This window comes from Brachyspira aalborgi, from assembly GCF_008016455.1.
GTDB classification, from domain to species: Bacteria; Spirochaetota; Brachyspiria; order Brachyspirales; family Brachyspiraceae; genus Brachyspira; species Brachyspira aalborgi.
Genome location: NZ_SAXU01000001.1, coordinates 2,218,801 through 2,233,713 on the forward strand (window position 1 = coordinate 2,218,801; position 14,913 = coordinate 2,233,713).

The following is a 14,913-nucleotide window of genomic DNA, read 5'->3' on the forward strand; positions in this document are numbered from 1 at the left end:
TGGGAATAAAGCTATGAGTCTAAAAATCGAAGAAACAGGATTATTAAAAATAAATTCAAATACCGTGATTTTTAACGAGGGAGAAAAAATAGAAAATCTTCTAGTTATTACAAAAGGAGATATAGATGTTTATATATCTTCTAAAGATTTAATTAATACGGAAAATAAAGAAGATATAATTCAAAATAGTTGTAAATTATTTAGCATACCAAGAAATATTATAATAGGAATCGGCGGATATAGAGAAAATTCAAATTATATGTTTTCATTAAAATCAAATTCTGAAAACGAAGTATATATTGTAAAAACTTCAAATAAAGAAGAGATTAAAGATTTCTTTAATAAAAATAAACCTTATTTAACTAATATGTATCATTCCACTTCATATTTATCGCTTAAATTTTACGAAGAATATATAAAAATAAAAAATATAAATAACGAATTAAAAACAATATCTACAAATTCGGGAATTGCATATTTCAATATTAATAGCAAGAATAAACATTTAAAATCGGAATCGTTCTTAAAAATAAAAGAAATATTTGAAAGCGCTACGAAATCGGGTTTTTATATTCCGCATTCTTTCGATGTAGATTTTGTAAAGTCGAATCATAAAGAATTGAGCGATTATAATAAAGATTTGTCGAAAGAAGAAAACGATAATAAACTTAATGTTGAAATGGAATATATAAGAAGATTTTTAACTATGCCTAAAAATATTAAAGACTCTTTTTTTACTTACGATACAAATATGAGTTTATCTGCGGCAAATATGCTTTATAATAATTTAGTTGACATAATAAATTTACTAAAAAAAGAATTTGCAGAAACTATAGAAAATATATTTTTTATATATTCGCCCGAAAAAGAATCTTTATTTTACGAATATTCAAAAATAGCTTTTGAATTTGAAAAAGAAGGAAAAGATAACGAAGTATTGGCAAAATATACGGAATATTTAGGAAATATAACAAAAAGATTCTATAATTTAATAAAAGAAGAATACGAATTAGATTTAAATATAAACGAAGAAGAAATTGATTCTATAATTAAAAAATTATTAAAAAAATCTGATAATGCCGAAAGCGAAACTGAAAACGCTAATAGAGTAAAAGTTATTATTGGAGCTGAGCAAATTCCAGAAGAGATTAAAAATCCCGCTAAAAGAATTATTGAAATTTCGGGAATAGAAGAAGAAAGAGCTAAAACATTATTAAAAGGTTTGGATGCGTTTAGAAAACTTAAAGATAAATTCGACACGGAAGACGAAGCAAGAAAAATAAGGCGTTCGGTTACAAATGTATTTTTTGAAGTATTTAAAGAAATTGCAAAAAAATTGATTATAGACGGAAAAGATTCTAAATTATTAAAAATGTTTTTAAATTACGGATATATGGATGACGGTTTATTAACGCCTAATCAAATAATGGATTTATACGAAGTTGAAGATAAAACAAAGGCTAAAAATTTTAATGTTTTCTATATAGACGAATGGCTTAAAAAAATATACGATAAAGAAGAATTGCCTTCCGTTAATGGATTCGGACAAGATTATAAAGAAGCTTTAAGAGAAATGAAAAAAAGAGGAATTATAAGCGATAAAGAAGCGGAAGAGCATTTTGAAAGTCAATCAAAAAGATTGGAATACGAAATAGAGAATATGGTTGCAACTACTCAAAGATTATGCTATGGACAGGTAAGCGTTTATTTTCCTATAATTCATAGCGATATGGTGATAAAAGATTTTAAAGACGCTTTGATAAAAAGAGCGACTATAGAATCGGTAATTGAGTCGATAAAGAAAGTTGATTTTTCCGCATTTTATAGAGAGGTTTTATATAAAAATAGCCAATTAAATATAACAAAAGAGTTGGTTATGAAAGAAGTTTTGCCAAATATAATATTAATGCCAACTTTCGGCTCAAGAGCGATAATGTGGGAAGAGCTTTCAAGCAGACAAAAAGACAGCACGGGAAGATTTTTATTTCCAATATTTACTTCGGAGGATTTGGAATCTTTAGCTATTCCAACTATAGGAGCTTTCAGATGGGAATTATGCAAAACTATGTTAGGTCCAGCTTGGAATGATATTACTCAAATGTCTTTAACATCTTCGTATAGCGATTATATTCAATTCTATAAAAAGAATAGAGATTTATCGGACGATTCAAAAGAAAAAATTAAAATACAAATTAAAAAATGTAGAAATAATTTAAGAGAAGTTTTTGTATCCGATTATTTTATATGGATAAAATACGAAAGCAAAGGAATAATGAGATTAAACAGAGTTAACAGAAATATATTATTTAGAGAAGTTCCTTTATCAAAAAATATAAGAGACGAACTTGAAAAACAGCCTATGTTCTCCGATATTGCAAATAGATTTAGAAATATTAGAATGAAAAAAGCCACAGAATTAGAAAATAGATATTTTAAATTTACAAAAACGGGAAATCCTTTGCCTGAAGAACTTGCTAATCATATAAATTTTTATAAGAGTATGTAAATTGTAGAGAAATATTAAAGAAAGTAAAAATTCTTATTCTTTTTTGATAACAAGCTATGCTAAAAAGCCAACTCCTAAGCGAAGCGGGTAGAAAACAAGCAAAATTTTTCAAATTAACTTTAATCTATTAATAAAAAAGAGAGACTAAAAAAGCCTCTCTAAAATATCATACAAAATAAAATTATTAAAAATTATTTATCTTGTAAAACCTTTATGCCGGGCAATTCTATTCCCTCTAAAAACTCTAAAGAAGCGCCGCCACCTGTAGATATATGAGTCATTTTATCGGCAACTCCAGATTTATTAACGGCAGAAACGCTATCTCCTCCTCCGATTATGCTAACCGCTCCAGAATTCGCTATAAATTTAGCGGTTTCAAAAGTTCCTTTTGCAAAGTTAGACATTTCAAATACTCCCAAAGGTCCGTTCCAAACTATAGTTTTTGCGCTTTTAAGAATATTTTCAATCTCTTTAAGAGTTTTATCTCCGACATCCATTCCCATCCATCCTGAAGGTATAGCGTTGCAATCTACAATTTTTTTGTTTGCATCGTTATCGAATTTATCCGCTACAACATTGTCGATTGGCAAATATAGAGTTTTATTTAATTCTTTAGCTTTATCCATAATTTCTTTAGCCGTTTGAATATAATCGTCTTCGCATAAAGAAGTTCCTATTTCATAACCTTTAGCTTTAAAGAATGTATAAGCCATTCCTCCGACTACGATTAATGTGTCCACTTTATTAAGAAGATTTTTAAGAACGGAAATTTTACTTGAAACTTTCGCTCCTCCGATAATTGCTACAAAAGGTCTTTTAGGCTCGGCAACGGCATCTCCCAAATATTTAATTTCTTTTTCCATTAAAAATCCCGCAACGGCAGGCATAGAAGGTTTAGCCGCTACAATTCCCGCTGTTGAAGCATGCGCCCTGTGAGCAGTTCCGAACGCGTCATTAACATAAACATCCGCCAAATCCGCAAGCTGTTTTGAAAAATTTGCATCGTTTTTTTCTTCTTCTGCATGATAGCGAAGATTTTCCAAAAGCAAAACATCTCCCGCATTTAAAGACCCCGCAGTTTTTTTAACTTCCTCTCCTATGCAATCGTTAGCGAAAATAACTTTATTATTCGGAAGTTTTGTTTTCAAATAATCGTAAACGGGCTTTAGAGAATATTTAGGATTTACTTCTCCTTTAGGTCTTCCCAAATGGCTCATTAATATTAACGAAGCTCCTTGAGAGAGTATATACTCTATTGTCGGCATAGCCGCGTCAACTCTTGTAGTATCCGTTATTTTAGAGTTGGTTTCTTTATCGAGAGGAACATTAAAATCCACTCTCATTATTACTTTTTTACCTTTAATGTCTATATCTTTTACTGTCTTTTTCATTTTTTATCCTTTTAGAATTTTTACATAAAATATAAATAGAGGACGACAATAATTAAAAATTATGCGCCCTCTTATTTTTTATTTAAGCCTTAATAAAATTATTTCTTGCTATACATATATAATAACAAGTCTATTACTCTGTTTGAATAACCCCATTCGTTGTCATACCAAGAAACTACTTTGAAGAATCTTTTTTCTCCTTTAAGGTTATTTTGAAGAGTAGCCAAAGAATCGTATATTGAACTTCTATTATCATGTATGAAGTCGCTTGAAACCAATTCTTCATTGCAATATCCTAAAATATTTTTTAAATAGGATTCGCTTGCTTTCTTCATTAAAGCGTCAATTTCTTCAATACTTGTGTCTTTTTCGCTTCTGAAAGTTAAATCCACAACCGAAACATCTGGAGTTGCGACTCTGAAACTCATTCCCGTCAATTTGCCTTTCGTTGCTGGCAAAACTTCTCCAACCGCTTTAGCCGCTCCCGTAGTAGAAGGAATAGTATTGCAAGCGCCAGCTCTTCCGCCTCTCCAATCTTTTTTAGAAGGTCCGTCAACTATTTTTTGAGTCGCCGTATAAGAGTGAATTGTTGTCATTAATCCTTTTTCTATTCCTATGCCTTCTTTAAGAATAACATGAACGAGAGGAGCTAAACAATTTGTAGTGCAGCTTGCATTTGAAACTACATGATGCTCTGCAGGATTATATTCTTCATGATTAACTCCGTAAACGAAAGTTCTTAAATCGCCTTTACCAGGAGCGCTTATAATAACTTTTTTAGCTCCAGCCGAAATATGTCCTTGCGCTTTTTCTTTTTCCGTATAAAGTCCCGTAGACTCTATAACATACTCTACACCCAAATCTTTCCATGGAAGTTTATCCAATTGATTTAAAGGAGCTGCGGGAATGCATTTAATTTTGCAACCATTAACAACCAATACATCCTCTCCTTCATGTCCTATATCGGCTTTCATTCTTCCATGAACGGTATCGTATTTTAATTGATAAGCGAAATATTCGGCATCCGTGCTGACATCGACAACGCCAACGACATCAATCTCTTTGCCTAATAAACCTCTTTCAACCAAAGCCTGAAAAACTAGACGCCCTATGCGTCCGAAACCGTTTATTGCTACTTTTACAGCCATAAAATATCTCCTATATTAATATAATATTCTATATACGAACATATAAAACTTATACTTATAATAACATATATATACAATTAAGTCAATAGTATTTTTAAATATTTGATAATTTATTTTAAAATTACTAACTCTATTTTTTAATTTTAAATTTTATTTTAAGTAAGCAACGGGAATTATATTCACTTAACTATAAAATTTATTAAATTTATTTAATTTTTTACTTTATAAAAATATCGTCATTGCTATGGATTTAATACGACAAGTTGGACAAAAGCCAAACAATCCATAAAAACCTTTTACTTTTTTAATATAAATTTTTTAATATAAATAAAAACCTCTAAAACCCTAAACTAACAAACAACAAAAAAAGAAGCTCGCCCATTTCAGACAAGCCTCTTAATATAAAAAAAGATTTTTCTAACCGCAATCTTAAAACCGCAACTTAAACCCTCAAATTTTCTAACTCACTTTATCAAACTCTCACTGCAAGCAAAAACTACTTACAATGAGGAGTTTAACAAAATTTATTTAATATATGATGGATTGACTTATATTTTACAATTATTATTGAAAATATTTTGTTTTTTTGAGACATAATTGCCCCTCCTTTTAATAAGAATTTTTTTTATGAATAAAAAGCCGAAGGTTCGACTTAATATTTGCAATAGAAATTTTTTCGCAAAAAAATTCGCGAAACTCTTGACATAAATATTGTTTTGTGTTATAATTAGAAAGAGGCTTTCTGCTTTCTGCTTTCTGCTTTCTGCTTTCTGCTTTCTGCTTTCTGCTTTCATTATATAGAATAAACTTGAAATTATATTAGAAATAATCCCAAATATAAAATTATCATTTGTTAAATTTAATTTCATTGCCATAAAATCTTTTTCCCTTTTTCTCCGTCATTGCAAAGCAATTCAACATTCACAACAACCAACTATATTATAAATCGGAACATAAAATTATAAACTTTAATTCCTTTTACTATCTACTAATAAGATAACAAACTTTTTAAAAAAAGTCAACTATTTTTTTATATAAAATTCATTACTAACTTTTTTACTAATCCGTCATTGCAACTTTACCAATTTGTCATTGCGAACGAAGTGAAGCAATCCACTTTTTCCACTTCATAAAAATTTATATTTGTCAATGCAACTTTTTACTCTATTATCTTAATCAAAAATAATTAGATAAGCCAACCATGGGAGTCGAACCCACGACCCACGCATTACGAATGCGTTGCTCTACCAACTGAGCTAGGTTGGCGTTATCAAATTTTCTAGGAGTTGTATTTATTATAACAATTATAAATTATTTGTCAATTCTTTTATAAAAGAATTTTTTATTGACATTATTAAATATGGTTATAAAATATTATATATTTTAGTTTAATTTTTTGATTTTGAATATTTTTTAAGGAAAATAAATATATGATAAATAAAAGATTAATCGCTCTAATGGGAAACGCTAAAAAATTTATAGGTTTTCATGTATTCTTTCAATTAATAAATCTTGCGCTTAATATAACGGCAATATTTTTATTAGCCGATTTTTTGCAAAAAATTTACGAAAAAAATATTTCAAACGCCGATATAATAAAAGTTTCTTTTGGAATTATAATCGTTATAATATTAAGATTTATATCAAATATTCTTATAGCTAAAATGTCTTATTGCGCTTCAGGCAAAGTAAAGCAAACTTTAAGAGAAAAAATTTATTCCAAACTTTTAAATCTTGGAATTTCTTATAGAGAAAAGTTTTCAACAAGCGAAGTAGTTCAAATTTCTATGGAAGGAGTAGACCAACTTGAAGTTTATTTTGGAAGATATTTGCCACAGTTTTTTTATAGCGTCATATCGCCGATTATTTTATTTGCAGTTTTATCGACTATAAGCGTAAAAGCGTCATTAATACTTATTTTATGCGTTCCTTTAATTCCAATATCTATAATTTTAATAGTGAAAATCGCTAAAAAAATATTAAAAAAATATTGGGGAAGCTATAGCAATTTGGGAGAATTATTTTTAGAGAATTTGCAGGGACTTACGACTTTAAAAATATATCAAGCGGATGAAATAAAAAATAAAGAAATGAATATTCAAGCTGAAAATTTTAGAATCGCTACTATGAATGTTCTTAAAATGCAGCTTAATTCTATTACAGTAATGGATATAATAGCTTACGGAGGAGCTGCGCTTGGAATAATAATTTCGGTTAAAGAATTTATAAACGGAAATATAGACTTTGCTGGCGCTTTTTCAATTATAATGCTTTCTGCCGAATTTTTTATTCCTTTAAGACTTCTTGGTTCTTTCTTTCATATCGCTATGAACGGAATCGCTGCAAGCGAGAAAATGTTTGAAATACTTGATTTGAAAGAAGACGATAAAAGAATAAATAAAATTGATTCTAAAAACGAAAACATTATAATAAGTAATCTTAATTTCGGATATAACGAAGATAAAACTATTTTAAAAAATATAAATATGACTATAAAAGAAAAAAGTTTTATTTCAATAGTAGGACAATCTGGTTCTGGCAAAAGCACATTAGCGGGACTTATATCTTTAAGAAACGAAAATTATTCTGGTTCTATAAAAATAGGCGAAATAGAACTTTCTTCAATAGACAAAAACGATTTGAATAAAAAAATTGTAGTAGTCGACCATAACGGCTATTTATTTGAAGGAAATGTTTACGAAAATTTGAAAATGGCTGGAGAAAATATAACCGAAGAGAAAATGAATGAAGTATTAAAACGAGTAGGATTATACGATTTTTTACAATCTGAAAACGGACTTCAAACAAAAATAACCGAAAAAGCTTCAAATTTATCGGGCGGACAAAAACAAAGACTCGCTATTGCAAGAGCTATACTTTATGACGGAGACATATATATTTTTGACGAAGCTACTTCAAATGTAGATGTCGATAGCGAAGAGAATATTATAAATATAATAAAAGAAATCTCAAAAACAAAAACGGTAATATTAATTTCGCATAGATTATATAATTGTCGATTTTCAGATATAATTTATTTTTTGAAAGATGGAACTATAAAAGAAGAAGGCTCGCATGAAGAACTTATAAAATTAAACGGAGAATACGCAAATATTTATAACGAACAAATTAAACTTGAAAGCATAACTAAAGGAGCTACAGAAAATGCGTAGAAGCGGAATTAAAATTATGGTGGAACTTATAGGTTTGATAGCGCCTCTTATTCATATTATGATACTTGCTATTATAACGGGAGTTTTAGGATTTTTATGCGCGATATTTATAACTATACTTGGCGGATACGGAATAATAAATTTTATAGAATCCAATTTCAATTTGAAAAATATATTTATTTTGATTTTTATTATAGCTATTTTGAGAGGATTTTTTCATTATATAGAACAGCTTAGCAATCATTATATAGCTTTTAAACTTTTGGCTTTAATAAGAGATAAAATATTTATAGCTTTAAGAAAACTCTCTCCCGCGAAACTCGAAGGGAGAGATAAAGGAAATTTAATAGCTTTGATAACGAGCGATATAGAATTGCTTGAAGTATTTTACGCTCATACGATATCTCCAATTGCCATAGGAATTTTAACTTCTCTTATAATGACAATATTCATTGGAAGTTTTAATATAATTTTAGGAATTGTCGCATTTTTAGGTTATTTGACGGTTGGATTTTTTATTCCTTATTTTTCTTCAAAATATGGAAAAAAAGACGGAATGGAATATAGAGATAATTTTGGAAAATTAAACAGTTATTTTTTAGACAGTTTATGGGGAATAAAAGAAATTCTGCAATTTGGATTTGGAGAAAAACGAAATAAAGAAATAGAAAATAAAACTGACGATTTAATGAATATAAATAAAAAATTAAAAAACTATGAAGGAATAATTGGCGGTTTAACAAATTCGGCAATTTTAATATTTACTTTGGCTATTTTAATAATAAGTTATTTAGTTGTTAAGGACGGAGATTTTAAAAATATAATAATTCCCGTAATAGCTATGGCAAGCTCTTTCGGTCCCGTTATAGCTTTAAGCAATTTGTCGAATAATTTATTTTTAACGCTTGCAAGCGGCGAGCGAGTCCTTAATTTGCTATCAGAAAAGCCTATAGTTGAAGAAGTTTACAACGGAAAAGATTTAAAATTTAAAGGAGTCGAATGCAAAAATATTTATTTCGATTACGGAGGAGAGGAAATATTGAAAGATTATAATTTGAATATAGAAACGAATAAAATAATAGGAATAAAAGGAAAAAGCGGAAGCGGTAAGTCTACTTTATTAAAATTATTAATGCGTTTTTGGGATATAAAAAGCGGAGATTTAAAAATATCGAATGCCGACATAAAAGAAATAAATACAAACTCTTTGCGAAATATGGAGAGCTACGCCACTCAAGATACTTCAATATTTAAAGATACAATAGAAAACAATATAAAAATTGCCGATTATAACGCGACAAGAGAAGAAGTGATAGAAGCCTGCAAAAAAGCGTCTTTGCATGATTTTATAATGACTTTGCCTAAAAATTACGACACGGAAGTAGGCGAGCTTGGGGACACTTTATCTGGAGGAGAGAAACAGAGAATAAGCATCGCAAGAAGTTTTTTGCATAAAGCTCCGTTTATACTTTTAGACGAGCCGACAAGCAATTTGGACAGCTTAAACGAAGCGATTATATTAAAATCTATAAAAGACAATAAAGAAAATAGAACCGTAATTTTAGTTTCGCATAGAGAATCGACTTTAAATATTGCAGATAAAATTTATCAAATGAAAAACGATAGAGCGAGTTAATAATTATTTTAATATAAACTAATTAATATAATATCTTCCTCCTAAACTTATTCTTCCAAAACCAGCCTTATTTATTTTTGAAGGATAACCTAAATTTTTTCCATCGACTACGATATGCAAGCCTCCGCCGAATTCTAAAATTATTGCTACATGCCTGTTTACATTTATATTGAATCCAGCTCCGCCTCCAACTTCGCAATAAAAAGGTTTTGAAAATAAGACTTTAGCGCTTTTATCGTAATCGAAAGATAAAACGCCAAAACTTATAAAAGCGAATCCGTATCTTCCAACGCTTATTTTGTCTTTATATTCGTCAACTCCGCCGAAAGTCAATTTTTCCATAAAACCCAATTCATACATTTTAGGATTATCATCGTATATTTTTGAGCCTACTATTGAAGTATAGCTTTTCATTTCAAAATTATTGAATTTAAATAACTTAAAGCCAAATTCCAAATTAACGCTTGTTTTAATAGAATCCGCGCTGCTAAATAAACCTATCGAAAAAAATCTATTATCCAAAGGAGATTTTAATCCTTTTTTATTGTTTCCGTTAGTTTCCTCGCAATATAATTTTGAAAAACAACTTAAAAATATTACGCTTATTATTAAAAATTTATTTATTTTCATTTTGTTATCCTTCTATTCTTTATTTTATTTTTTATTAATCGTTTAATTAGTTTAATTATTCTAAATTTCCGTTTTCTTTTGCAATGTCTCTATTCTTTTTAAGCTCCGACTCTTCCTCTTCCGTTATGGTTCTTATTTGAGTGAAAAAATATAAATACTTTCCAATAAACAAAATTACCAAAACTATTCTCGCATGCAAATTATTTACAAATATGAAAGTAATTATAAGCATGCAACTTACGGGCAAAAGTATCGTAAATTTATTTTTTAAAGTCATAGCTTTTGATTGAACAAAACTCTCCAAATATTTTTTGTAAATTTTTGTAGAGATAAACCAATCGTGAAATCTTTTCGAGCCTTTTGCAAAAAAGAAAGAAGCCAAAAGTAAAAACGGCGTAGTCGGCAAAATCGGAACTACTATTCCGATAATTCCTATTCCCATAGAAATAAAACCTAAAATTATTAATACAACTTTCAATTTTAATTACTCCTTTGTTTTTTTAATTTTCTTTTACTTTTTAAAATTATAAATATATGTTTCAAGGTCAATATAGGATGATAAAAAATCATTCTTTTGCCAGAAAAAATCATAACCTCTCTTATTTTTTCACGCATATCTTTTTTATAACAATGCGAAGGACAAGCGCTACAAAAAGTTTTAGTTTCCATAAATCTGCATCTATTAATTTGCATTGAAGCGTAATTATATAATTCTATACACTCTTTGCATAAATTATTATTTTTATGATTTGACTTGCAAAATATTTTTATCATAAGAAAAACCAGACTTTTTTCTTTTTCTATTTTTTCTTTTATTTTTTTAGTCTTATAGTTTTTACTTTTCATTAATTAATCCGATTGAAAAATTTAATTATTGGACATGCTAAAATAAACATGCCCAATAATCCCAAAAATCAATAATTTATTAAAATTTAAGTATTATCAATTTAATTGTTAGTATATTCTAACATATAAAATAAAAAATAGCAAGCTCTTACATTAAGAAATTTTTTAATTTAATAAATATTTATTTAAATAATCAACCAATGATTTATAATATATTTTTTGTTTTTTATTTATTTTTTATATATGTTTTTTTAAATTTATGATTAAAATGTAGTATTTTTATCTTATTTTCATATTGATAGCCTAAATTTATTAAAAAAATTTAAAAAATATTGAAAAAACGCTTGACAAATTTTTTAAAGTGTTGTATAATTTTCTCACTTTCGTTAAAACGATTAAAGCGTTTAGTATAATTTTTAAGTAATACTAATTGCTCGATATTAAAGATATCGTTTCGTATTTAGTGATTAGCAATTTAATATATTTCCAATTATTTGGGCTTGACTTAAATTAATTTTTATTTTATAATTTTAGATTATATAAAATAAAAAATTAATTTAATGATAATTAAAAAATAAAGAGGTTAGAGGTTTTATATTATATGCCTACAATTAATCAGTTAATAAGGAAAGGTAGAAAGCGAATATTGAATAAGACAAAGTCGCCCGCACTAATGAAATGTCCTCAAAGAGAAGGCGTTTGCACTCGCGTGACTACGACTACTCCGAAAAAACCTAATTCGGCAATGCGTAAGATAGCTCGCGTTAGAATAACGAACGGAATAGAAGTTACGGCTTATATTCCAGGTATAGACCATACTTTGCAAGAACATAACCGCGTTTTGATAAGAGGCGGAAGAGTTAAGGATTTGCCAGGATGTCGTTATCATATAGTTAGAGGAAGTCGTGAAGCTACGGGCGTTGAGAAGAGAATGAAAGCCAGAAGTAAATATGGAACTAAAAAACCTAAAGCTTAATGGAGTAATATAAAATGGCAAGAAGAAGAAGAGCGCAAACAAGAAAGATAAACGCCGACCCTATTTACGGAAGCGATATTATAAGTAAATTTATAAATAAACTTATGTATGACGGTAAAAAGAGTAAGGCTGAAAATATATTTTATAAAGCTATGGATTTAGTTAAAGATAAAACGGGAAAAGAAGGGCTTGACGCTTTTAACGAAGCTATAGGAAATATTAAACCTAGAGTCGAAGTAAAATCAAGAAGAGTAGGCGGTTCTACTTATCAAGTTCCCGTTGATGTTCGTCCCGATAGACAAAATTCATTGGCATTTAAATGGTTAATAAACGCGTCAAGGAAGAGAAGCGGAAAAAGTATGATTGAAAGATTATCAAATGAAATAGTTGACGCTATTGAAGGTAAAGGCGCAGCGGTTGCTCAAAAAGAAACCGTTCATAGAATGGCAGAAGGCAATAAAGCGTTCGCTCATTTTAGGTGGTAATTTTAGGAGAAAATTAAGTGGCAAGGCAAATTTCTTTGGAAAATACTCGTAATATCGGCATTATGGCTCATATAGACGCTGGAAAAACCACTTTAAGCGAAAGAATATTATATTTTACGGGAAAAACTCATAAAATTGGAGAAGTTCATGAAGGCGCAGCAGAGATGGATTGGATGGAACAAGAAAGAGAAAGAGGAATTACGATTACATCGGCGGCAACGACATGTTTTTGGAATAACAATCGTATTAATTTGATAGATACTCCTGGTCATGTTGACTTTACGGCGGAGGTTGAAAGGTCTTTAAGAGTTTTAGATAGCGCAGTCGGAGTTTTTTGTTCGGTTGGCGGAGTTCAGCCTCAAAGCGAAACGGTTTGGAGACAGGCGAGCAATTATAAAATTCCGAGAGCGATTTTTGTAAATAAAATGGATAGAATAGGCGCTAATTTCTTTTCTGTTTTGGAACAGACGAGAAATAGGCTTAAAGCTAATAGTCATCCTGTTGTTATTCCTATAGGCTCGGAAAGTCATTTTGAAGGCGTTATCGATTTGGTAAAAATGAAAGAAATTATTTGGACTTCGGAAGACGGCATGAAAATGGAAGAAAAAGATATTAGAGCCGAATTAAAAGAGGAAGCCGAAAAATACAGAAATGAATTATTGGAAGCGATAGTAGAATATGACGATGACGCTATGAATAAGTTTTTTGAAGGAGAGGAAATAGATATTCCAACTATAAAAAAACTTATAAGAAAGGCTACTTTATCGGCTGATTTCTTTCCTATGTTTTGCGGGACTGCTTTCAAAAATAAAGGAATACAGGTTTTAATAGACGCTGTTGTGGATTATTTACCTTCCCCAATGGATAGAGGAGAGATAGAAGGAACTGATTTGGAAGGACATGAGATAGTTAGAAAAAGTTCGGACGATGAAAAATTCAGCGCTTTGGCATTTAAAATAATGACGGACCCGCATGTTGGAAAAATTGCATTTTTTAGAGTTTATTCTGGAAAACTTGAAGCTGGTTCTTATGTTTATAACGCCACTAAAGGCAAGAGAGAGAGAATTGGAAGAATACTTCAAATGCATGCTAATAAGAGAGAGGAAATTGAAACGGTTTATTCGGGCGATATAGCGGCTGCGGTTGGACTTAAAGATACTACTACAGGCGATACTTTATGTCCTGAAAACGCTCCTATAATACTTGAAGCGATTAATTTTCCTGAACCTGTTATTAATGTTGCGATAGAGCCTAAAACTAAAGGCGATAGAGATAAAATGTCAATCGCTTTGTCGAGGCTTGCTGAAGAAGACCCGACTTTTAGAGTTAGCTTTAATGAAGAAACGGGACAAACTATTATCGCTGGTATGGGAGAGTTGCATTTAGAGATAATATGCGATAGAATGAAGAGAGAATATAAGGTTGATGCGAATGTTGGGCGTCCTCAAGTTTCTTATAGAGAAGGTATTAAGAAAACGGTTGAAGTTCAAGGTAAATTTGTTCGTCAATCGGGCGGTAAAGGACAGTATGGCGATGTTTGGTTGAGAGTAGGTCCTAACGAAGCTAACGCTGGATTTAAATTTAATAACGAGATAGTCGGAGGAGTCGTTCCGAGAGAATATATACCTGCGGTTGAAAAAGGATGCTTGGAAGCTATGAATACGGGAGTTTTGGCTAATTATCCAATGCTTGATGTGATAGTTTCCGCTTTTGACGGCTCTTTTCACCCTGTGGATTCTTCCGAAATGGCATTTAAAATAGCAGCATCCATGGGCTTTAAGGATGGTTGTAAGAAAGCGGACCCTTATTTGTTAGAGCCTATGATGAGCGTTGAGGTTATGACTCCTGAAGATTATATGGGAGATATTATAGGAGATTTGGCTTCAAGGAGAGGACAAGTTCATGGATTTACGGATAAATCTGGTTATAAATCCATAAACGCCACAGTGCCTCTTGCAGAAATGTTCGGTTATACTACGAGTATAAGAAATGTTTCGCAAGGAAGGGCAAGCTATACGATGCAGTTCTCTCATTATGAAGAAGTGCCTAAAAATGTGGCGGAAGAGATTATAGGCGCAAGAATGGGTAATGCTAAATAATAAAATTAAAATAAATAAAAAAA

The 14,913-nt window shown here is 29.9% G+C and carries 11 protein-coding genes and 1 tRNA gene; 6 read left to right on the top strand and 6 right to left on the bottom strand.

Translation table 11 applies throughout. The features are described 5' to 3' along the window. The first annotated feature begins 13 nt into the window (after positions 1-13). A complete protein-coding gene (locus tag EPJ79_RS10035; RefSeq protein ID WP_147739394.1) occupies positions 14-2,506 on the top strand; it encodes a Crp/Fnr family transcriptional regulator in 2,493 nt (830 codons plus the stop codon). 191 nt (positions 2,507-2,697) lie between these two features. Here the strand turns inward: EPJ79_RS10035 and EPJ79_RS10040 are convergent, their stop codons facing one another. From EPJ79_RS10040 to EPJ79_RS10050, 3 genes are all read right to left on the bottom strand, one after another. Further along, complete coding sequence (locus EPJ79_RS10040) at positions 2,698-3,897, bottom strand: phosphoglycerate kinase (RefSeq protein ID WP_147739395.1); 1,200 nt, start codon at positions 3,895-3,897, stop codon at positions 2,698-2,700. A gap of 98 nt (positions 3,898-3,995) precedes the next feature. Further along, positions 3,996-5,045 (bottom strand): type I glyceraldehyde-3-phosphate dehydrogenase, encoded by a 1,050-nt coding sequence (gene gap / locus EPJ79_RS10045; protein WP_147739396.1) that lies wholly within the window; start codon positions 5,043-5,045, stop codon positions 3,996-3,998. Positions 5,046-6,238: 1,193 nt separating this feature from the next. Further along, positions 6,239-6,311 (bottom strand) — tRNA-Thr (locus EPJ79_RS10050). A gap of 164 nt (positions 6,312-6,475) precedes the next feature. Between EPJ79_RS10050 and EPJ79_RS10055 the strand changes: the two genes are divergently transcribed. Further along, on the top strand, positions 6,476-8,218 hold the full coding sequence (locus EPJ79_RS10055; RefSeq protein WP_147739397.1) for an ABC transporter ATP-binding protein/permease: 1,743 nt from the start codon (positions 6,476-6,478) through the stop codon (positions 8,216-8,218). After that, the gene (locus EPJ79_RS10060) at positions 8,211-9,854 is read left to right on the top strand and encodes an amino acid ABC transporter ATP-binding/permease protein (RefSeq protein WP_147739398.1); all 1,644 of its coding nucleotides are present in this window, start codon (positions 8,211-8,213) and stop codon (positions 9,852-9,854) included. Before EPJ79_RS10055 ends, EPJ79_RS10060 begins: the two co-directional genes overlap by 8 nt. Positions 9,855-9,872: 18 nt before the next feature. On the opposite strand, the gene EPJ79_RS10065 is transcribed toward EPJ79_RS10060, so the two are convergent. The 3 genes from EPJ79_RS10065 to EPJ79_RS10075 are packed head-to-tail and all read right to left on the bottom strand — an operon-like array spanning position 9,873 to position 11,330. Then, positions 9,873-10,484 carry a hypothetical protein gene (locus tag EPJ79_RS10065; protein ID WP_147739399.1) on the bottom strand — a complete coding sequence of 204 codons (612 nt, stop codon included), beginning with the start codon at positions 10,482-10,484 and terminating at the stop codon, positions 9,873-9,875. 55 nt (positions 10,485-10,539) lie between these two features. Beyond that, positions 10,540-10,962 (bottom strand): YbaN family protein, encoded by a 423-nt coding sequence (locus EPJ79_RS10070; RefSeq protein ID WP_147739400.1) that lies wholly within the window; start codon positions 10,960-10,962, stop codon positions 10,540-10,542. 2 nt (positions 10,963-10,964) lie between these two features. Then, complete coding sequence (locus EPJ79_RS10075; protein WP_147739401.1) at positions 10,965-11,330, bottom strand: nitrous oxide-stimulated promoter family protein; 366 nt, start codon at positions 11,328-11,330, stop codon at positions 10,965-10,967. 601 nt (positions 11,331-11,931) lie between these two features. Here EPJ79_RS10075 and rpsL point away from each other — a divergent pair. The 3 genes from rpsL to fusA are packed head-to-tail and all read left to right on the top strand — an operon-like array spanning position 11,932 to position 14,890. Then, positions 11,932-12,306 carry a 30S ribosomal protein S12 gene (gene rpsL, locus EPJ79_RS10080; RefSeq protein WP_021959181.1) on the top strand — a complete coding sequence of 125 codons (375 nt, stop codon included), beginning with the start codon at positions 11,932-11,934 and terminating at the stop codon, positions 12,304-12,306. A gap of 14 nt (positions 12,307-12,320) precedes the next feature. Then, on the top strand, positions 12,321-12,791 hold the full coding sequence (rpsG, locus tag EPJ79_RS10085; protein ID WP_021959180.1) for a 30S ribosomal protein S7: 471 nt from the start codon (positions 12,321-12,323) through the stop codon (positions 12,789-12,791). Between the two features lie 17 nt (positions 12,792-12,808). Beyond that, the gene (fusA, locus tag EPJ79_RS10090) at positions 12,809-14,890 is read left to right on the top strand and encodes an elongation factor G (protein WP_147739402.1); all 2,082 of its coding nucleotides are present in this window, start codon (positions 12,809-12,811) and stop codon (positions 14,888-14,890) included. Positions 14,891-14,913 lie beyond the last annotated feature (23 nt).